Origin of the sequence: Aquimarina agarilytica ZC1, assembly GCF_000255455.1 — a bacterium.
GTDB lineage: Bacteria > Bacteroidota > Bacteroidia > Flavobacteriales > Flavobacteriaceae > Aquimarina > Aquimarina agarilytica.
In genome coordinates, this window is the sequence record NZ_JH621247.1 from 123,123 (window position 1) to 144,271 (window position 21,149).

The 21,149-nt window shown below is 33.5% G+C and carries 14 protein-coding genes; 10 read left to right on the plus strand and 4 right to left on the minus strand.

Features of this window, described 5'->3' with window-relative positions:
- Nucleotides 1–82 precede the first annotated feature (82 nt).
- Together KQA_RS0201565 and KQA_RS0201570 are read left to right on the plus strand one after the other, a co-directional pair.
- A complete protein-coding gene (locus tag KQA_RS0201565; RefSeq protein WP_010177418.1) occupies nucleotides 83–6,616 on the plus strand; it encodes a glycoside hydrolase family 48 protein in 6,534 nt (2,177 codons plus the stop codon).
- Nucleotides 6,617–6,697: 81 nt separating this feature from the next.
- Nucleotides 6,698–8,089: an MATE family efflux transporter gene (locus tag KQA_RS0201570; protein ID WP_010177419.1), complete on the plus strand. Its 1,392-nt coding sequence runs from the start codon at nucleotides 6,698–6,700 to the stop codon at nucleotides 8,087–8,089.
- Nucleotides 8,090–8,157: 68 nt separating this feature from the next.
- Here KQA_RS0201570 and KQA_RS0201575 read toward each other — a convergent pair whose 3' ends face one another.
- Nucleotides 8,158–9,135, minus strand: coding sequence for a pyruvate dehydrogenase complex E1 component subunit beta (locus KQA_RS0201575; protein WP_010177420.1), 978 nt, complete (start codon nucleotides 9,133–9,135; stop codon nucleotides 8,158–8,160).
- Between the two features lie 355 nt (nucleotides 9,136–9,490).
- On the opposite strand from KQA_RS0201575, the gene KQA_RS0201585 reads away from it, so the two are divergent.
- The 4 genes from KQA_RS0201585 to KQA_RS0201600 all read left to right on the plus strand — a co-directional run bounded on the left by KQA_RS0201585 (nucleotide 9,491) and on the right by KQA_RS0201600 (nucleotide 13,085).
- On the plus strand, nucleotides 9,491–10,237 hold the full coding sequence (locus KQA_RS0201585) for an electron transfer flavoprotein subunit beta/FixA family protein (RefSeq protein ID WP_010177421.1): 747 nt from the start codon (nucleotides 9,491–9,493) through the stop codon (nucleotides 10,235–10,237).
- A gap of 114 nt (nucleotides 10,238–10,351) precedes the next feature.
- Nucleotides 10,352–11,311 carry an electron transfer flavoprotein subunit alpha/FixB family protein gene (locus KQA_RS0201590; protein WP_010177422.1) on the plus strand — a complete coding sequence of 320 codons (960 nt, stop codon included), beginning with the start codon at nucleotides 10,352–10,354 and terminating at the stop codon, nucleotides 11,309–11,311.
- A 177-nt stretch (nucleotides 11,312–11,488) separates the two neighbouring features.
- On the plus strand, nucleotides 11,489–12,109 hold the full coding sequence (locus KQA_RS0201595; protein ID WP_010177423.1) for a bifunctional nuclease family protein: 621 nt from the start codon (nucleotides 11,489–11,491) through the stop codon (nucleotides 12,107–12,109).
- Nucleotides 12,110–12,260: 151 nt separating this feature from the next.
- Nucleotides 12,261–13,085 carry a thymidylate synthase gene (locus tag KQA_RS0201600; RefSeq protein ID WP_010177424.1) on the plus strand — a complete coding sequence of 275 codons (825 nt, stop codon included), beginning with the start codon at nucleotides 12,261–12,263 and terminating at the stop codon, nucleotides 13,083–13,085.
- Nucleotides 13,086–13,240: 155 nt separating this feature from the next.
- On the opposite strand, the gene KQA_RS0201605 is transcribed toward KQA_RS0201600, so the two are convergent.
- The gene (locus KQA_RS0201605; protein WP_010177425.1) at nucleotides 13,241–14,098 is read right to left on the minus strand and encodes a M57 family metalloprotease; all 858 of its coding nucleotides are present in this window, start codon (nucleotides 14,096–14,098) and stop codon (nucleotides 13,241–13,243) included.
- Between the two features lie 514 nt (nucleotides 14,099–14,612).
- Here KQA_RS0201605 and KQA_RS20430 point away from each other — a divergent pair.
- Nucleotides 14,613–16,223: a hypothetical protein gene (locus KQA_RS20430; protein ID WP_198283093.1), complete on the plus strand. Its 1,611-nt coding sequence runs from the start codon at nucleotides 14,613–14,615 to the stop codon at nucleotides 16,221–16,223.
- 500 nt (nucleotides 16,224–16,723) lie between these two features.
- Here KQA_RS20430 and KQA_RS0201615 read toward each other — a convergent pair whose 3' ends face one another.
- Both KQA_RS0201615 and KQA_RS0201620 read right to left on the minus strand, forming a co-directional pair.
- Nucleotides 16,724–17,023, minus strand: coding sequence for an isoamylase early set domain-containing protein (locus tag KQA_RS0201615; RefSeq protein WP_010177427.1), 300 nt, complete (start codon nucleotides 17,021–17,023; stop codon nucleotides 16,724–16,726).
- A gap of 214 nt (nucleotides 17,024–17,237) precedes the next feature.
- Nucleotides 17,238–18,605 carry a T9SS type A sorting domain-containing protein gene (locus tag KQA_RS0201620; protein ID WP_010177428.1) on the minus strand — a complete coding sequence of 456 codons (1,368 nt, stop codon included), beginning with the start codon at nucleotides 18,603–18,605 and terminating at the stop codon, nucleotides 17,238–17,240.
- A 452-nt stretch (nucleotides 18,606–19,057) separates the two neighbouring features.
- Here KQA_RS0201620 and KQA_RS0201625 point away from each other — a divergent pair, with 452 nt between their 5' ends.
- The 3 genes from KQA_RS0201625 to KQA_RS19425 all read left to right on the plus strand — a co-directional run.
- Nucleotides 19,058–19,504: a 2TM domain-containing protein gene (locus KQA_RS0201625; RefSeq protein WP_010177429.1), complete on the plus strand. Its 447-nt coding sequence runs from the start codon at nucleotides 19,058–19,060 to the stop codon at nucleotides 19,502–19,504.
- Nucleotides 19,505–19,507: 3 nt separating this feature from the next.
- Complete coding sequence (locus tag KQA_RS0201630; RefSeq protein WP_010177430.1) at nucleotides 19,508–19,990, plus strand: dihydrofolate reductase; 483 nt, start codon at nucleotides 19,508–19,510, stop codon at nucleotides 19,988–19,990.
- Nucleotides 19,991–20,049: 59 nt separating this feature from the next.
- The coding region (locus tag KQA_RS19425; RefSeq protein ID WP_081483224.1) for a DUF547 domain-containing protein at nucleotides 20,050–21,149 on the plus strand (1,100 nt) is incomplete at its 3' end.

A 21,149-nucleotide genomic window follows, 5' to 3' on the forward strand; every position in this document is an offset into this window, starting at 1 on the left:
AAATGAGTCTATTTTTAAGTTGAATGAAAAGTTTATGTTAATAAACTTTTTTGAAAAATAACTATAACTTAAAATTAAACTTATGATTCTTAAGAAATTAAGTTTGTATGCTCTAGCATTTTTTGGCACTTCGGGTTTTGCCCAATCTAGTTTCAATTATGCTGAAGCACTACAAAAATCGCTTTTCTTCTATGAAGTTCAGCAATCAGGAGAACTTCCTTCTTGGAACCGGGTGACATGGCGTGGAGATTCTGCGCTAAATGATGGTTCCGATGTTGGAGTAGATCTAACTGGTGGATGGTATGACGCTGGTGATCATGTTAAATTTAATTTCCCAATGGCATTTAGCGTTACTGCATTGTCTTGGGGAGCAATTGAATATGAAGAGGCTTACAAAAATGCTGGGCAGCTAGATATTATTAAAAGAAATATCAAATTTGTTACTGATTATTTATTGAAATGTCACACAGGGCCAACAGAATTGTATGGTCAAGTAGGTAATGGTGGTTTGGACCATGCTTATTGGGGATCGTCAGAGGTAATGGTAATGGATCGACCAGCCTATAAAATTTCGGCTTCAGCTCCAGGTTCAGATTTAGCAGCTGAAACTGCTGCAGCTATGGCAGCAGCAAGTATCTTGTTTAAGGACTCTGATCCTGCATATAGTAAAACCTTATTAGATCATGCGAAACAGTTATATAAATTTGCTGATGATTATAGAGGAGTCTACTCAGAGGCTATAACAGATGCAGCAGGTTTTTACAGATCTTTCAGTGGTTTTCAAGATGAATTAGTTTGGGGAGCGGCTTGGTTATATCGAGCTACTAATGACGCTACTTATTTGGCTAAAGCAGAATCAGAATATGATAACTTAGGTAATGAAGGTCAAAGCAGTAACAAGGCTTACAAATGGGGATTGGCATGGGATGATAAGTCTTATGGATCTTATGTTTTAATGTCACAGCTAACGGGCAAAGATAAGTATAAAGCTGATGCGGAAAGGCATTTAGATTATTGGACAGATGGTTTTAACGGTGATAGAGTACCTTATAGTCCTGGGGGGCAGGCTCACTTAACTCAGTGGGGATCGTTGAGGCATTCATCAAATACGTCATTACTTGCTTTTATTTATAGTGATAAAGTAGAAACATCTGCTACCAACAAAAAGAAGTATCATGATTTTGCAGTAAGACAAATAAATTATGCACTTGGTGATAATCCAATAAACAGAAGTTTTATGGTTGGTTTTGGAAATAATCCAGCTAATAACACACACCATCGTGCTGCACATGGCGCATGGGCAAATTCATTACAGAATAGACCAGACAAGCCAAGTCATACACTTTTTGGAGCATTAGCAGGAGGGCCAAGTTCTCCCAATGATCAGTTTGAGGATGATAGAGGAGATTTTATAGCTAATGAGGTGGCTTGTGATTATAATGCGTGCTTTACTGGAGCATTAGCTAGAATGTATAGTGAATTTGGAGGATCTACTTTAGCAAATTTCCCAGTTAAGGAAACTCCAAGTAGAACTGAAATTAGAAGTTATTCTAAATTTAATAGTAATAATGCTTTCGGAAGTACAGTTAAAATTTTATTGCAAAATAGATCAGCATGGCCAGCAAGAGTAATGGATAAGTTAAGTTATCGCTATTATTTTGATATTGCTGAAGGAGTAGCTGCGGGTAAGACAATTGATGATTATGATATTCAATTAAATGGAGTTGGAGGATCTGCAACTATGTCAATCAAAAGTGCAGGTGGTACATTGTATTATGCTGAAATAAGTAATATACCAAGTATTTCACCAATTGGAGACCCAGCTTTTAGAAACGAAACTCAAATTAATTTTAGAGTATCAAACGGAGTGCCTTACGATACTTCAAATGATCCTTCAGCTTCAGGCCTTACTGGATCAAGTGAAATTGAAAGTGTAAATATACCCGTTTATGATAATGGTGTCTTAGTATTTGGACAAGAACCAGACGGGACTACTACACCAGTAGATCCAGTAAATACAGCTCCAGTAGCTAGTATTAATGCCGATAAATTTTCAGGAGAAGCACCATTAACAGTTACATTTGATGCAAGTGGATCTTCAGATGCAGAAAATGATGCATTAACTTATGTATGGACTTTTGGTAATGGAGAAACGTCAACGGATGAAAACCCATCAACAATATATACTACAGCAGGATCTTATTTAGTAAGTTTAGTAGTAAATGATGGATTGTTAAATTCTACTGAAGAAACGATAACAATTAATGTAAATGACCCAGCGGTTAATCCTGTAGTGGTAACTGGAGGAACATTAAGCGGAGGTCCGTTCACATTTACAGTAGGTGATGGGGTTGCAGATAACGTATCTGGAGTAACAGTATCAGGAAATACTGGAGCAACAAGCCAATGGGTTGTAACTGATGAGACAGGAAAAATTCTTGGATTACCACCAGCACCAGAAGCGGTTAATTTTGATGAAGCACCTCCAGGAACATGTTTTATATATAATGTAAGTTATAATGGAACATTAAATGGGTTGACTGTTGATGCAAATATTTCAGGTTTATCGGGTGATTTCCAATTATCTTCAAATAGAGTAGAAGTGGTGCGTAATGCACCTATAGTTGTAACACCAATTACTGTTGCTGGAGGAACATTAAATGGAGGTCCATTCACATTTACAGTGGGTGATGGAATTGCGGATAATGTATCGGGAGTATCGGTATCTGGAAATAGTGGAGCAACAAGTCAATGGGTAGTTACTGATGAGGTAGGAAAAATTCTTGGATTACCACCAACACCAGAAGCGGTTAATTTTGATGAAGCACCTGCAGGATCATGTTTTATTTATAATGTGAGTTTTAACGGAGCATTAAATGGTTTAGCTGTTGATTCAAATATATCAGGCTTATCTGGTGATTTCCAATTATCTTCAAATAGTATTGAAGTAGTGCGTAATGCAGTAGTAGTGGTAACACCACCTACTGGTGATTGTACTTTTGGAGCGCCTATTGCAACTCCATTAGAAACTACTTATGGGTATTATACTAATATGTATGCTTTTGGTAGTAGTGCACCAAGTATGGGTAACTTATCTGGGTTCTCATTTAATTGGGATTTAGCGAATAATGGATTGTGGAGTATTGCAATTCAGACTACCGATGGAAACCCTAGTTATTATGTGGATTTAAGAGATAAAACAACTCATAATTTAGGTGCAAGTCAGCCAAGTATTACATTCGCTGGCACAGGAATTCCTGGTCTTGATGGAACATATTACACTGCAAGAGATGGTGAAAATTTAGCTCTTGTATCTACTACAGCTGATTATACACTTTATTTCTCAAATTCATCTACCGCTCCAGATTGTGGGGACGTTATTGATACTCCAATAGTAGTTAATGGAGGTACATTAACTGGAGGACCATTTGCTTTTACAGTAAATGATGGAATTGCAGATAATGTTTCGGGAGTAAGTGTAACAGGAAATACGGGATCTAATTTTGGTTGGATAGTAACTGATGAAGATTTAAATATTTTAGGTTTACCAGGAACACCAGAGGCAGTAAACTTTGACGAAGCTGGAGCTGGAGTTTGTTTAATATGGCATATTGCTTATGAAGATGGTTTGACTGGACTTACTGCAGGAGAGAATGCAGGAAATTTAGTTGGTAACTTTGATTTATCAAACAGTATTCGTGTGGACAGGACAGCTGCTATACCATCAACTGTTGATGGAGGTACTATAGTTGGAGGACCATTTACTTTTACAGTAGGTGACGGAATTGCGGATAATGTTTCGGGAGTAAGTGTATCAGGAAATACTGGATCTAATTTTGGTTGGGTAGTAACTGACGAAGATTTAAATATTTTAGGTTTACCAGGAACGCCAGAGGCAGTTAATTTTGACGAAGCACCTGCAGGAGTTTGTTTAATATGGCATATTGCTTATGAAGATGGATTAACAGGACTTACTGTTGGTGAAAATGCAGGTAATTTAGCTGGTGATTTTGATTTATCAAATAGTATTAGAGTTGATAGAACAGGAACTAATGTTCCAACGCCAACGGTTGATGGTGCTACAGTTGCTACTTCAACTGGTGCTGTTGCAGTAGAAACAATTACTGGAGATGGTATTGCTGATTTGATTAATTTCACAACAACAAGTACTGCTACGCTTAATTATTCATATTTAATTACGGATGCTGCAGGTAATATTTTAGTTGTTGAAGCTGATTCTCATGATTTTGAAGGCGTATCAGTTGGAGTTTGTTTAGTATATGGTATTTCTTATGAAGGTACTTTATCTGTTACTGGAAAATCAATTACAGATACGGATTTAGCATCAGGTGCATTTGATGTATCGGATAATTCAATTTCTGTAGATAGAAAAGATATACCAGTAGTGGTTGATCCAACAGATCCTACAACAGGAGGACCTGATGTAAATAATAAATATATCGAGCGTTTTACTGAAATGAGAAACGAAATTTATGATCCAGCTAATGGGTATTTCAGTAAAGATGGTTCTCCGCATCACTCTGTGGAAACACTTATTGTTGAAGCACCAGATCATGGTCACGAATCAACTTCTGAATTATATTCATATTGGTTAATGATGGAAGCTATGCAAGGTCGTATTACTAAAGACTGGCAGCCATTAGCTAAAGTTTGGAGTGAAATGGAAAGAATGATTATTCCAACTAAAGCAGATCAGCCAACAAATGCAGCTTATGATGCTTCTAGTCCTGCGGCTTATGCGGCAGAATTCCCTTTACCATCAGGTTACCCAGCACCTTTAGATTTTGGTGCAGCAGTTGGTCAAGACCCTGTTTCTGCCGAATTAACAGCAGCTTATGGACCAGAGGTTTATCAAATGCACTGGTTATTAGATAATGATAACTTTTATGGATATGGAAATAGAGGTGATGGAACAAGTACTCCTTCATACATAAATACATTCCAAAGAGGGGAGCAAGAGTCAGTTTATGAAACTATTCCTCATCCATCATGGGAGTCATTTGAATTTGGTAATTCAGAAAATGGATTCTTACCATTATTTATTTTAGATACTAATTATGCTAAGCAATGGAGATATACAAGTGCTCCTGATGCTGATGCACGTGCAGTACAGGCAATGTATTGGGCAGTTCAATATGCAAAAGAGCAAAGTGGAGCAATTGATCCAACACTTTTAGATAACACTAAAAAGATGGGTGATTACTTACGTTTGGCTATGTTTGATAAGTATTTCAAGAAAATTGGTTCTCAAGACGAACAAGGTAGTGCAGGTACTGGATATGATAGTGCTCACTATTTAATGTCATGGTACATGTCATGGGGAGGATCTGCCGATCCGGCTTCAGCATGGGCTTTCCGTATTAGTTCAAGTCACTGTCACTTTGGATATCAAAATCCAGTTGCGGCATATGCGTTAACTACATTGGATGAGTTAGATCTTCAAACTCCTAATGGAGAAAGAGATTGGACAACAAGTTTAGGGCGTCAAATGGAATTCTACAGATATTTACAATCTGCTGATGGAGCTATTGCAGGTGGAGCAACTAATAGTTGGAATGGTGACTATAGTACTTATCCAGCTGGTAAATCTACTTTCTATGATATGGCTTATGATGATAATCCAGTATATCATGATCCAGGAAGTGGAACTTGGTTTGGATGGCAAGCTTGGTCAGTAGAACGTGTAGCTGAATATTACTACATTACTAATGACCCATTAGCTAAAGAGATCATGGATAAGTGGGTTGCATGGGTTAAACCTAATGTAAAATTAATTGGAAGCGATGATTTTGATATTCCAGCAACATTAGAATGGTCAGGAGAGCCAGATACATGGAATGCAGCAAATCCTGGTGATAATGCTAATTTACGTGTAACTGTTACTAACTTTAGTAAGGATTTAGGTATAGCATCTTCATTAGCTAAAACATTGACTTACTATGCGGCAGCAACAAGAAAGCATGCTACTTTAGATGAAGAAGCTAAAAATTTAGCTAAAGAAATCTTAGATAGAATGTGGGTAACTTACCGTGATGATAAAGGAGTTTCTGCTCCAGAATCACGTGGAGATTACAAGCGTATGTTCGAAGAAGTTGTTCATGTACCAACTGGTTATACAGGAACAATGGCTAATGGTGACGAAATTAAAACAGGAGTTACTTTCTTAGATATTCGTTCTGGTTTAAAAGATGATCCTGAATATCCAGCAGTAAAAGCAGCTTATGATGCAGGTGAAGACTATACAACTAGATACCACAGAACTTGGGCGCAAATGGAAACTGCTTTAGCTAACGCTGAATATGGATTCTTCTTTGGTGAAGATGATGAGGCAGCTGGAGCAAAAGCTTTAGATGTTGAGTTAACGGTGTATCCTAATCCAGCATCTGAATTAGTTACAGTTACTTATCCAACTGAAGAAGATGTTGCTTTAAAAGTAACATTAGTAGATTTTGCAGGAAGAGTGATTACTACTCAAGAGTTATTGAATGAAAAATCAACAACAATTGATGTGAGTAACCTAGCTTCAGGAATGTATATAGTTCGTTTAGAAACTAAAGGAAATGTAATACGTACCGAAAAGCTTATTATAAAATAAATTAATAGTAGTTTATTTGTTGAAAGAGGTTGACTTTTATTAGTCAGCCTCTTTTTTTTATGTCAAATTTGTATTTGATTCTTGGGGAAACATTATGCCAAATATTACTGGAATAATAATACCTTAGCTTCAAAAAAAGTGCTTTCTAAATATATAAAGGAGTTCCCTGTTAATTTACGTTTAGCTTACCCAATTATGATAGGTCAGTTAGGAAATGTGATGGTTGGTTTCATAGATAACGTAATGGTAGGAAAATTAGGAGCTTCTTCATTAGCAGCCGTATCTTTAGGGAATGGACTATTTTTTTTGGCATTATCCTTAGCAATAGGTTTTTCACTTAGTATCACTCCACTGGTAGCAGAAGCAGATGGTCAAAAAGATTATTTAAAAATAAGCTTACTTTTAAAAAATGGAATAGCATTATCAACCTTATTAGGTGGTGCTTTATTTGTTGTTATTAAATTATTACAACCTTTTTTAACATTATTAGATCAGCCAGAGGAGGTAGTGGTATTGGCCAATCCTTATATAAATATACTGGCATTTTCAATTATACCTTTGGCTATGTTTCAAGCTATGAAACAATTTTCCGATGGTTTATCGGTAACTCGATATGCAATGATTGCCACTATAATAGGTAATGTGCTTAATGTTTTTTTTAATTATGTGCTTATTTATGGAAAATGGGGATTCCCAAAACTTTTATTAGAAGGAGCAGCGATAGGGACTTTAATTGCCAGGTTTTCAATGGTGTTTTTTATGCTGCTAATATTTTATAAACAGCAAAATTTTAAAGTATATGTTAGCAATATCTTTTCAAATATTTTGCAATTAAATATTGTAAAGAACTTATTAAAATTAGGATTCCCAGCTGCATTACAAATGCTTTTCGAGTTTGGTATTTTTATTTCTTCAATATTTTTGTCTGGTTTATTAAGTACCGAGGATCAAGCAGCGAATCAAATAGCGCTTAATGTAGCGTCTATTACATTTATGATAGCTGTTGGTTTAGGTGTAACCGCAACAATACGAACAGGAAATCAATTAGGGAAAAAAGATTTTAAAGCTTTAATACGAATAGTGCGTTCAATTTTATTATTGGTTTTTTTAATAGAATTTGTTTTTGCTATTGTTCTAGTATTTTTGAAAGATTATTTGCCTGTTTTTTACATTAGTGATGTAAATGTAATTGCACTAGCTGCCAAATTATTACTCGTAGTAGCTTGTTTCCAAATTAGTGATGGATTTCAGGTAGTTTTATTAGGAACACTCCGGGGATTACAGGATGTAAATATTCCTACTTTATGTCTGTTTATTGCTTATTGGTGCGTAGGTTTTCCAATTTCATACTATTTAGGAAATCCTTCCTATTTAGGTTCGGTGGGCATTTGGATAGGCTTATTTGCAGGTTTAACCGTTTCGAGTGGCTTATTATATATTCGCTATTTGTATTTAAGTAAGAAGTTTAATTAATTGAGTAAAAGCATAAAAAAAGCCTTCTTTAAAAAAGAAAGCTTTTTGATTTATTTTTAGGTGTATATTTATTTATACATCACTTTTTTTACAGCTTTAATAACATCTTCATTATTTGGTAACCATTCGGCTAGCAAAGTAGGAGAGTAAGGAGCTGGAGTATCAGCGGTATTTATTTTAATTACTGGCGCATCTAAGTAATCAAAACAATTTTGTTGTACTTGGTATGTAATTTCCGAAGCAATGTTAGCTAATGGCCAAGCTTCTTCAAGTATGATAAGTCTGTTCGTCTTTTTTACAGATTTATAAATAGCTTCTAAATCCAAAGGACGTACCGTACGTAAATCAATAATTTCACATGAAATTCCTTCTTTAGCTAACGTGTCTGCAGCAATGTATGCTTCTTTAATAATTTTTCCAAAAGAAACAATAGTTACATCGTTTCCTTCTCTTTTTAAGTCAGCTACACCAATTGGTAATACATATTCCCCTTCCGGTACTTCACCTTTGTCACCATACATTTGCTCACTTTCCATAAAAATAACAGGATCGTTATCACGGATAGCAGCTTTTAATAATCCTTTAGCATCATATGGGTTAGAAGGTACAATAACTTTTAATCCAGGAGTGTTGGCAAACCAATTTTCAAAAGCTTGTGAGTGTGTAGCTCCTAATTGTCCAGCAGAAGCTGTTGGTCCTCTAAAAACGATAGGGCAAGGGAATTGTCCTCCCGACATTTGACGAATTTTAGCAGCATTATTGATAATTTGATCAATACCTACCAATGAAAAATTAAATGTCATATATTCTACAATAGGGCGGTTACCGTTCATGGCACTACCTACAGCGATACCAGCAAAACCAAGTTCAGCAATTGGAGTATCGATCACACGTTTTGCGCCAAACTCATCTAACATTCCTTTACTTGCTTTATATGCACCGTTATATTCTGCTACTTCTTCACCCATTAAGTAAATAGATTCATCTCTACGCATCTCTTCAGACATCGCTTCGCAAATAGCTTCTCTAAATTGTATTGTTTTCATGTAAGTTTATAAATTTTAGCATCACATAAAATGAATGCTAGTTTTAGTTACTCTAAACGCAAAAATAGTAAAACCACAATGTTGGGGCAAGCTACAAGCTTGGAATCTGTAAATATTTTTAAGATTAAATGGTGACTGTTAAAATTCGCAAAAATACTATGCATGCATAGTATTTTTGCGAATTAATTTGTAACTTCGTTTATATATAAGAAACCGCTTATAAAACTTTTGATTTGGTAATAAATTAAGAGTTTATTTTTTAAGTAAGCAATTGATAGATTGATTATTCAAAAATAAGATATGCGTAGTTTATATGTGAAAAAGTTAAAAAATACACTAATTTAAAATACTTACTGTGAAGATATTAGTTTGTATAAGTCATGTGCCAGACACGACTTCAAAAATCAATTTTACTGATGACGATACTAAGTTTGATACCAATGGAGTATCATTTGTGATTAATCCGAATGATGAATTTGGATTAACAAGAGCCATGTGGTTTAAGGAGAAACAAGGAGCTAGTGTGGATGTTGTAAATGTAGGAGGTCCAGATACAGAGCCAACAATTAGAAAATGCTTAGCAATAGGAGCAGATAATGCGATTCGAGTAAATGCGAACCCAACAGATAGTTTGTTTGTAGCCCAAGAGCTAGCATCGGTAGCTAAAAATGGGGGGTATGATTTAGTTATAGCGGGTCGCGAGTCTATTGATTATAATGGAGGTGTAGTGCCAGGAATGTTAGCCGCTTTATTAGATGCCAATTTTGTAAATACTTGTATTAGTTTGGAAGTCGAAGGAACATCGGCTACAGCTATTCGTGAAATTGATGGAGGTAAAGAAACCATAAAAGCAACCTTGCCTCTAGTCATAGGAGGACAAAAAGGTTTGGTTGAAGAAAGTGATTTAAGAATTCCTAATATGAGAGGAATTATGATGGCTCGTAAAAAACCACTTAGCGTTGTAGAACCAACGGGTAGCGCTAGTCAATCTGAACCAAGTTCATTTTCTAAGCCAGCTCCTAAGGGAAGTGTGACTTTAGTATCAGCAGATAATTTAGATGAGTTGATTAACTTGTTACACAAAGAAGCTAAAGTAATTTAATTACCAAGGCTTTGATTATCTTTAAGTGATTGATTTTAACTGTAAATTATAGTTAATTTTAATTTTTTGTTGAATAAAATATGCTGAATTATTTAGCATGATAAAATATAAAATATGTCAGTTTTAATATATGCCGAAAGTGATAACGGAAGCTTACGTAAAGGAGCTTTTGAAGTAGCATCATACGCAAAAGGAGTGGCCGATGCATTGGGAACTACTGTAACTGCGTTGACAGTGAATGTTAGTGATGTATCAGAACTAGGGAATTATGGAGTATCAAAAGTGCTTCAAGTATCAGATAATGCATTAACTAAATTTCAAGCAAAAGCTTACTCAAGTATTATTGAGCAAGCTGCTAAAGCAGAACAAAGTAAAGTTGTTGTATTAAGTTCATCTACAAATAGTAAATATGCAGCACCTTTATTAGGAGTAGCATTAAATGCAGCTGTGGTTTCAAATGTAGTGAGTTTGCCAAAATCGACAAGTCCATTTGTAGTAGAGCGTACAGCTTTTACAAACAAGGCTTTTCAGGAAACACAAATAAATTCGGATGTAAAAGTGATTTGTGTATCAAATAATTCATATGGATTAAAGGAAACTAGTGTTTCTATTGAAGCAGAAGCTTTTTCTCCGAGTGTGAATGGAGGTAGTTTAGAAGTAGTAAGTATTGATAAAGCTACTGATAAAGTAAGTATTGCTGATGCAGAAGTCGTAGTATCTGGTGGACGTGGGTTAAAAGGACCAGAAAATTGGCATTTAATTGAAGATTTAGCTACTGTTTTAGGAGCTGCAACAGCATGTTCAAAACCCGTTAGTGATATGGGATGGAGACCACATTCGGAACACGTAGGTCAAACAGGAAAACCCGTAGCTACAAATTTATATATTGCCGTAGGTATTTCTGGAGCAATTCAGCATTTAGCAGGGATTAACGCTAGTAAAGTAAAAGTGGTTGTTAATACGGATCCAGAAGCTCCATTTTTTAAAGCAGCAGATTATGGTGTTGTAGGTGATGCTTTTGAGGTAGTGCCTCAGTTAATTGAAAAGTTAAAAGCATTCAAGTCAACAAATTAATATTCTTTACAAAAAAGAGAAACTATATGAATTGAATTTTTAGCTGTAAGAATTTCGCTAAAAATGATAAATTCGTTTTTTTTATATAGAAACCGTATGAAACTTCTTTTTTATACGGTTTTTTCTTTCTTAAATAGAAAAATTATACCGAATTTAGCTTAACATTGTTATCAATATATGAGTTTAGTACGTTTAAACATTAGAGGGATTTCTTATAGTCAGACACAAAATGGGGCTTATGCACTTATTTTGAGCGAAATGGAAGGAGAACGGAAATTACCTATTGTAATTGGTGCTTTTGAAGCACAATCTATAGCTATAGCATTAGAAAAGGAAATAAGACCGCCAAGACCCTTAACACACGATTTATTTAAAAATTTTGCAGATAGGTTTGATGTAGTAGTAAAGCAAGTTATTATCCATAAGCTTGTGGATGGTGTATTTTATTCCAGTATTATTTGTGAACGTGATGGCATTGAGGAGATTATTGATGCAAGGACGAGTGACGCTATAGCATTGGCTTTACGTTTTAGAGCTCCTATTTTTACGTATAAAAATATATTAGATCAAGCAGGAATTTACTTGAAACAACAATCTGATGGAGAATTTTTATCCGAAAATGTAGATGGTCCAGAAGAGGATTCAAGTGATGAGAAATCGGTAGAACTAGTATCGTCATCAGCTGATTTTAAAAATTTAACTGTTGATGAACTTTATAAGTTATTAGATAAAGCGGTAACGGATGAAGATTATGAAAAAGCGGCCCGACTTCGCGATGAAATATCAAACAGAAACTAGCAGTCATTGACTGCTTTTTTGTATAATGTTTACAAATTAGTAATCTTATTTACTTTTTTTAAGTAACAATATTCACCTATTTTATATTTTTGTTTTTTCATAAATATATTATTCCAGTAGTTTACATTGGAATAAGCCTACACTCAATAAAATGAAGCAATATTTAGACTTAGTGCAGCATGTAATGGATAATGGAGCTGTAAAAGGAGACCGTACAGGTACAGGAACACGAAGTGTTTTTGGATATCAAATGCGTTTTGATTTATCTAAAGGCTTTCCTATGGTAACTACAAAAAAAGTACATTTTAAGTCTGTAGTATATGAATTACTTTGGTTTTTAAAGGGGGATACTAATATTAAGTATTTATCAGACCATGGAGTACGTATTTGGAATGATTGGGCTAATGATAATGGGGATTTAGGCCCTGTATATGGTCACCAGTGGCGTAATTGGAATAATGAGGAAATAGATCAGATTAAGGAAATTGTTGAAACTTTAAAAAAGAATCCAAATAGTCGCAGAATGTTAGTTTCAGCTTGGAATCCATCGGTAATGCCAGATACGTCTGTTTCTTTTGAAGAAAATGTGGCTAATGGAAAAGCGGCTTTACCGCCATGTCATGCATTTTTTCAGTTTTATGTGGCTAATGGAAAATTGTCATGTCAATTATACCAACGTAGTGCCGATATATTTTTGGGAGTACCTTTTAATATTGCATCATACGCATTGTTAACTGAAATGATGGCGCAAGTATGCGGTTATGAGGCAGGGGAGTTCATTCATACTTTTGGTGATGCTCATATATATAATGATCATGTGGAGCAGTTACAATTACAACTTTCTAGATCGCCAAAGCCCTTACCAAAAATTAAAATGAACCCTAATAAAACAGATCTATTTGATTTTAAATTTGAGGATTTTGAATTAGTAGATTATGAACATCATCCGCACATAAAAGGTAAAGTTTCGGTCTAATCTTTTTGCAGTTATATAGGAAGACTATCCTAAAATAAGATCTCATAATTTTTAAAAGAGCTCAATATCAATAGTTTGATGTTTGAGCTCTTTCAGGTTTAATAATGATTACTTATGCTATGATGTTACATAAGTAATTTGAATTATTTTACCAGTTAAAAACAAATATTATTTTGTGCATTGCCGCCATACATTTTTCTTAACGCTCTTTTATCAGCTTCAGTAAAATTATTAAAAGGCCAAACAGCCGGGTTAAAAGGAAGGTTGCCTGCAGAATTCATAATTGAATTTCGATCCCTATTAGGTGTTCCCGGAATATGTTGCCCTTTTTCTTGATTGTCAATTTCATTAGTATGTAAAAATCCTAAGTTGTGACCAATCTCGTGTCTTATCACAAAACGCATTCTTTCACCTCTTCTGGGGATTCCTTTATAAAAATCAGGATCAAAATAAACTGTTCGTCCTGGTTTTCCGTTTCTAGGTCTGTCAGCAGCTCCAGCTACCCCTTTTACACGCATTATGGTCATATCTGCATTGCCTCCATTTACTAAACGTAACCTTAAAAAGCTTCCCCTGATTCTATTCCAGTCGTTTAGTGCATTTCGCACCTGGGTATTGATACTAGGGATTAAGTTTCTAACGGTTACATCTCGGGCTTCACTACATCTCATAATACTATTAAATCGACGTTGTTTACCTTTTGGATCTGTATGAGCAGCTTCAAGTATACTTTCTTTATCTACGATCATATCACCTCCCACAAGGTAGTGATTCCCTAGGTTTTCAATTTTGTCTAGTACCGTATCATATCCCATATTTTGTAAGCCTTTAACAATTTCTGGAGATACTTCATTACTAACGGGAGTGAAATTAACAACAGGTAAATCTAAATTGGCTTCTTGGTTTTCTATACTTGTCTCTTCGGTTGGTTGAATGTCTGCGGTGTTTTCATCCTGACATTGGACCATTAAAATAGCAGTTGTTGCTATTGCAACTATTTTAAGTTTTTTCATTCTTTGTGAATTTTTAAGTTAATTATTTAAATTTTGTTTGCAAACGACTGACTATTATAGTTAGTAATATAACGTTTGAGTACGTGTAAGACCCTATTGATGTAATAGTTAAAAAAAATATAATTTCAAGATTAAAAAATGGAAGGAGTTTATTTGAGAGATAAAAATTATTCAATTAGAACATATACCATTTAAAAAGTTAAAAAGAGGAGTATAGCCTTGGAATAAAAGTTGATTTTTTAAATTAAAAGTGGATTTATCGATAGAATTTTAATGTATTCATTGTACATAACGACTAAAAATTACTACGAACATACGAACAGTTGACTATATAACTGTAATGGATTTTTAAAAAAATCTCAGATATACGTACTAGTTAGGGTATGTTTTAGATTAATTGATACTTGAATTTTGAGTATGAATTTACTCACTTATTATTTTCGATTATGAAGAAATAAAAAAGTAATGGTTTTCGTTTTTTAATGAATAACATTAACTAATTAACAAAACATTTATGAAGAAGTTATCGAGATTCGCATTGGTCATGTTTTTGATCAATATGTTTATAATCGTTAGTTGTGATCCTACGGAGGATCCAGAAAACACACCAGAAAAACCACCTATTGAAGACCCAGATGATGGAGGTATTATGAGGCCAGACGAACCTATGGTTCCCGTTGTACCAACTAATCCAGAACCCGAAAAGCCGACTAATCCAGAGCCGGAGAAACCAACTAATCCAGAGCCAGAAAAGCCGACTAATCCAGAGCCAGAGAAACCAACAAATCCAGAGCCAGAAAAGCCGACTAATCCAGAGCCAGAGAAACCAACAAATCCAGAGCCAGAAAAGCCGACTAATCCAGAGCCAGAGAAACCAACAAATCCAGAGCCAGAAAAGCCGACTAATCCAGAGCCAGAGAAACCAACAAATCCTGAGCCTGAAAAGCCGACTAATCCAGAGCCAGTGATACCAACTGATCCTGAGCCTGAAAAGCCGACTAATCCAGAACCAGTAATACCAACTGATCCAGAACCAGAACCGGAAAAGCCAACTAATCCAGTAAATGAAGGACAAAATACTTCATATACAGATGAAGTAGATCGTGAGCTTTTTAAGCAATTAAAAGGTCATGTGGATTACTATAATAAAAAAGAATTTTTTGATGATTTTCTTTTTGAAAAATATCCTATGTATTTAGTGCAAACAGACTCGTGGTCTTTTAGTAGTGCGGGTAATGCAAAAAAAGCTTTTGTAATTAACCCTAAAAAAGTGACTAGTGCAATGAAAAAATTAGGGTCTAATGAATCAATGGGATTAAATGTATATCGTTTTGATGATTCCATGAACAATGCTATGAATAGATTAGCTAATGGAAATGATTTTTTTACATTTAACTATTCGCTAAATAATCAAGAGGGATATTACTTGCAAGTGTACGCTAGAAACATAACATTAGGTAGAAATAATGAAACAGCGGTAACCACAATTACTCATGAAGCTTTCCATGCATTACATCAAAAAAAGGGGCCACTTAATCCAAATTGGAAGTTCAATTTTGATGGGATTCAAGATAAATCATCTTTTCCGTATACTAGAGATTTAGTGGAGTTACAAATATTAGTTACAGAAGTGTTGATTGATTTCCCTAATGTTACCGACAAAAATGTGTTGAAAGAAAAATTAAAGCAATATGTAGCTATTCGATCTAAAGAAATGGAACTAGATCCTACTAGTCGAAAACTAATAAAAAATATGTCACTCAATCAAGAGCGTTCTGAAGGGGCACCACATATGATTGAATTTATGGGAAAAAGAGACTATTTTAAGAATAATGATAAATTCTTTGGAACTTTGTATGGGATTCCTATGAAAGCTAAGGATAGAGCAGACCTAAAAGATATGTTGAATTCTGGGAATTTTTATCCTGTTGGGGCATCTGTACTTTATGCTATAGCTAAACTGGATAAAGAAAGAATGAAAGACTACAATAGCAAAACACCTTTCCAAATGGCAAGTGAAATGTTAAATATGAGTGATAGTGAAAAGGAAGAAGCTATTGAAGCAGCTAAATTATCAGTTGATTGGGGTGCCATTCAAAAAAAGGCAGCTGATTTTACTCCTTAAAATAACTAGTAACATCACTTAATAGATTTTTATAGACTAAAAATCATTTAAAACCTCTGGATAAATAGTAGTGTATTTTGTTCAGAGGTTTTTTATATAAAATAGAGGTTAATATGTATGTTGTTACTGTTTAGTATTTGCAAATCAATTATTCACAAAAAAAAATAAATCTTTTGTTCATTTGTTCTGAAAATCCTTAAAATAACATATCCATATAAAATCAATAGCTTTAATTTAATAAGGATGAATACAAGGTTATAAAATAATTACTCTTAAACCATATAATCTCTTCTTGGTTAGCTTTAGGGAAAAATAAGAACTAACTGTAGAATTAGAAATAACTCCAAGTTTATGGACATGAATACTTAAGTCTAGCTTTGTTCAAGTAAAACTATATCATTGTGTATTGTTTTTATCCACAAAACTATTAATTAGGACGTAGTTGTTTTTCGATAAATTGAATATTATATGTAAATAATAAGGCAGAAAGCTTATAAAAATTAGAGTTCTAACACTCCATTTTCGCCACCAGCAAAATCATTCCATATATAATTATCTGCGCTATCATCATTGACCCATGAGTTATTATCAACTAGGTATTTAAATTGAAATGAGTTTTCAATGGGTAAATTAATTGAGCCTTTAAAAGTACCGTTTTTTAATTTTTTTAAGGGTAATTGAGTGGTTTCCCAATTATTGAAATCACCAGCAACAGTAACCGATTTTGCCTCTTTTGCATTCCATACAAAAGTAACTTTACACTCAGGTTTAGATTTTAAAAATTGTTTTGAAATTGACATAATTTAGTTTTAGTAATAAAAAATTCTATTACTAAATTTACAAAATAATTTAAAAATAAATTATTGTTACTTATTTAGTTTACAGTAAATTAACATAAGTATTTGATCGAACTAGACTTTTTTAATACAATAGCGACTAAATTTTTGATGGTATTCATAAAATTTAGCCGCTATTAATATAATGTTCACTTATTATTTTTGTTTTTTTTAATTTTTAATAAATAACAAGTCTTTTAGTTTCTACAAGCTTTTTGTGATCATTTTTAAAAATTAAATAATAAATACCACTAGCAACTGTACTCACATCAATAGTTGTTGTTGTAGCTAAAGGGTAGGAGTTAATTTCTTTACCTAAAGCATCACATAAAATCACATTTTTAACAGGTGAATTTTTAAGATTTTCAATGCTAAGAGTAGCTGTTACTGGTATGGGGTAAATTTTGAATTCTTCATCATGATCAGTGATATCATCAATACTAAGTGTATTTGTTTTTTTATGAATTGTTGGATTTAAAGATCCAATTCCCCTAGTAGCTTGCCAAAAATTGTAGAGTCTTTTATCATCGTGATCTGCTTTTTGAGTGGTTACTTTAATTATGGCATCATATTCTTCCCATTCTTTTTCTGTAAGGGCAGTTTTAGTTATAATTACCGTCAACATATTAAATTCTTTTTGTGAGTTTTTATATGAGGGATTTCTAGGGCCAAGATCATTTAATATTTTTTCTGGCGTATATCTTATTACCTCACCTGCTTTAAATGTGTAGGAAGTAAAATCCCCAGTATCCTTATCTTCCTCAAAAGAAAAATCCGTTACATTTGAAAATGAATCAAATGGTGCGACTTCCTCTAAGGGAATCATCCCCATTAGATATAATTCAAATTCGTTATAGGGTACTTGATTACCTCCGTTGGCATTAAAACTAAACCCCGGAGTGGTAAAGCTTCCATCTTTGTTTTTAATTAAATCACTTTGTTTAAAGCCCCCAAGTTGTCCAGGAGTACTCCCTCCGGTTAATCCCCAATGCCCTGGTATTTTACTAAAAGTAAACGAACCGTCTTCATTTTCTTCTGAAGGGGCTTCCCCGGCAATGACATCAAAATTGCCCCAATTATGCATAATTTCATGTAAAAAAGGACCAAATAGCATGCCTTCTTTTTCAGGGAAATGCATTATTGATTTAAGCACTCCATCAGAACCATAAAATTTTGAATCATCACTTTTATCATTCGTAAAACTAATGCCTTCAATTTTACTGTTAATTACATTATTAATTCCAAAATAGTCTATTTTGCCAGTTGTAGGAACTTCTTTTTCATTTAGGACAAAAACAATAAAATCATAGTTGTCTTCAAAATTATTGTAAAGCTCTTTTGTTAAGTTGGAAACAACTTCTTTACTAGTAGTAAAGTCATCATTTTGTATCCAACTATCATATTCTTTTTCAGATAGCTGTAATGAAGCAAAAGTGTTGTTGGAATTTACTTTAATAATGTGTTCTTGTGATAGCGCAACACTAACCGAAAGGCTGAAACCAATATATAAACAATTCTTGGCTTTGGATAATAAGTTAATTTTCATAGCATAATTTTTTTATTGATTATACTTGTTAACCATATAGATATTGTGAAAATTGCTTGCTTGTAAATGAATTTTTACAAATGTTTTGATAGAAAAAACTGAACTTAATAAGTTTTTGTTTTAATTGTTATGTGTTTGTAGGTTAATTAGTTAAATTGAAGGTTTGTACTAGGTATTATATTTTTGTAGGATATCTCGCTATTGCTAAATGGAAGAGCATCCGAGTTAATTTTGGGTGAAATTTATGTGTAAATTATCACCGATATTTTGATGATATTGTTTCCGTTTTCGTGAGAGTGTTGTATTTCGTAGGACTCGTCTTTTTTAAATTTCATTAGTAACAGAATAAAAAAGAATCATTTAAAGTGTTTTGTGAGGTGTATTAAAAAAAGGAAAGTAATTATGTTAAAAATTCCTAGCTTTGATGTATTAAGATGTAATAGATTAAAAATATGTTTTCAAGGTCAAAATCCAAGGAGTCAACTATTGATTTAGAGCAAAAAGAGCTTTTTGAGCATGCTCAGGCACGCATAAAAGAAAAAAAAGGTTTGTACAGGCATTTTATTGTTTTTTTAGTGAGCTGTATTTTTATGATTGTATTAAACCTGGGACTTAATTTTGGAAAAGAATATAAGTTTTTAGAATTAGATTGGTTTGTATTTGGTGTATTAGGGTGGTCTTTTTTCTTTTTAATACACTTTTTTAGAGTAGTGCTCTTTAGTAAGTTTATGGGAAAGGAATGGAAAGCGAAACAATTGGAGCGTTTAGTGGCTAAACAAAAAGCTAAAATTGCTAAAATGGAACAAAAATTGAATTTAGAAATTCCAAAGGATATAGTATCGGAAAAAAGTATTTTATTAGATAATACAGATTTAAATGATACTGAAAAATTACAATAAATTATGATAATACTTATTGCTGCGGCAGCTGAAAATAATGCATTAGGAAAGGATAATGATTTGTTGTGGCATTTGCCAGATGATTTTAAGCGTTTCAAAAAATTGACTTCGGGACACCCTATTATAATGGGAAGAAAAACTTTTGAATCCCTACCTGGCATGCTGCCCAAAAGAACACATATTATAATAACACGTCAAGATGATTATTTTAAAGAAGGTTGTTTGATCGCAAATTCATTAGAACAGGCCGTTGAGCTAGCGGGTACTAGTGCTAAAATTTTTATTATTGGTGGTGGCGAAATTTATACACAATCCTTGAAAATAGCGGATAGTATTGAATTAACTCGAGTACATGCAAATTTTGAAGCGGACACTTTTTTTCCAGAAATTGATACAGAACAATGGGAGTTAGTAGATAACGAACAGCACGAGGCAGATGAAAAACATACCTATTCGTTTTCCTATTTAACCTATGTAAAAAAGTAATAATTTTCTAAGTAAAGACAAATTAAACCGACTATACTCATTCATTCAAGTTATGATTTATGAAACCGTTTAGCTTATTTCTTTTTTTATGTTGTATTACAGCCATGGTATCTTGCGCAAAGCAAAAAGAAACTAAGACTGTTGTTGCTTTGGAATCTTTAGAAAAAAATGGAATAAAAACGCTTGAAGATGCTATTAAAGGTGAAGAATTCACAGATTCAATAGAAATAGAGGGAGATGAGGACTTCATAGAAGAAATTAAGGAAAAACCTTTAGTTGTAAATGATGAAGAGAAAGTAGTTGTTGAAACTTTAAAAAATACCGAAAAACCAATTAAAAAAAAGGATGCTACAAAAGGAGTAGTCATTGAAGAAGAGATAGCAACTGTTCCTGTCAAAGAAATAGGCTCCAAAAATGAAAAAGAAGGAACTTCTAAAAAAGTACAAAAAATTGAAAAAGAAAGTACTCAAGTTCAACATAAAGTAGCAAAAATAGCAACAAAGGAAGTGGAATCGATTGGAGCAATGGAATTTGATCATACTTTATTTGATGCTTTTTTAAATAAATATGTTTCGTCAACAGGTAATGTAAATTACAAAATGATGAAATCGCATCAAATTGAGTTGGAAAGCTATATTAACTCACTCCAAAATAAAACATTAAAAACTACTTGGACTACTAACCAAAAATTAGCTTATTGGATTAATGCCTACAATGCCTTTACATTAAAGCTAATTTTAGATCATTATCCTGTAAATAGTATTACAGCTATTGCAGGTGGAAAACCATGGGATAAAAAGTGGATAGCGCTCAATGGGAAAATGTATTCATTAAACCAGATTGAAAATGATATTATAAGACCTCAATTTAAGGAGCCACGTATTCATTTTGCAGTGAATTGTGCCGCAAAGTCATGTCCTAAATTGGGTAACTTTGCTTATACAGCGTCTAATTTGAATGCCAAGTTAACGAGTCAAACAAAAGCGTTCATTAATAGTAATCTTAATCAAATAAGCGCTACACATTTAAAAATATCTAAAATATTTGAATGGTATAAAAGCGATTTTGGAGATTTAGTTCCATTTATAAAAAAATATTCTACGGTTGTAATTAATGATAATGCGACTGTTGAGTATAATGAGTACGACTGGAGTTTAAA

Bases quoted from the DNA above. Each gene is read 5' to 3' on its own strand.
- KQA_RS0201595 (WP_010177423.1), top strand. From the start codon at position 11,489: ATGAGTTTAGTACGTTTAAACATTAGAGGGATTTCTTATAGTCAGACA.
- KQA_RS0201615 (WP_010177427.1), bottom strand. From the start codon at position 17,023: ATGTCAATTTCAAAACAATTTTTAAAATCTAAACCTGAGTGTAAAGTT.
- KQA_RS0201575 (WP_010177420.1), bottom strand. From the start codon at position 9,135: ATGAAAACAATACAATTTAGAGAAGCTATTTGCGAAGCGATGTCTGAA.
- KQA_RS0201600 (WP_010177424.1), top strand. From the start codon at position 12,261: ATGAAGCAATATTTAGACTTAGTGCAGCATGTAATGGATAATGGAGCT.
- KQA_RS0201605 (WP_010177425.1), bottom strand. From the start codon at position 14,098: ATGAAAAAACTTAAAATAGTTGCAATAGCAACAACTGCTATTTTAATG.
- KQA_RS0201590 (WP_010177422.1), top strand. From the start codon at position 10,352: ATGTCAGTTTTAATATATGCCGAAAGTGATAACGGAAGCTTACGTAAA.
- KQA_RS0201620 (WP_010177428.1), bottom strand. From the start codon at position 18,605: ATGAAAATTAACTTATTATCCAAAGCCAAGAATTGTTTATATATTGGT.
- KQA_RS20430 (WP_198283093.1), top strand. From the start codon at position 14,613: ATGAAGAAGTTATCGAGATTCGCATTGGTCATGTTTTTGATCAATATG.
- KQA_RS0201565 (WP_010177418.1), top strand. From the start codon at position 83: ATGATTCTTAAGAAATTAAGTTTGTATGCTCTAGCATTTTTTGGCACT.
- KQA_RS0201630 (WP_010177430.1), top strand. From the start codon at position 19,508: ATGATAATACTTATTGCTGCGGCAGCTGAAAATAATGCATTAGGAAAG.
- KQA_RS0201625 (WP_010177429.1), top strand. From the start codon at position 19,058: ATGTTTTCAAGGTCAAAATCCAAGGAGTCAACTATTGATTTAGAGCAA.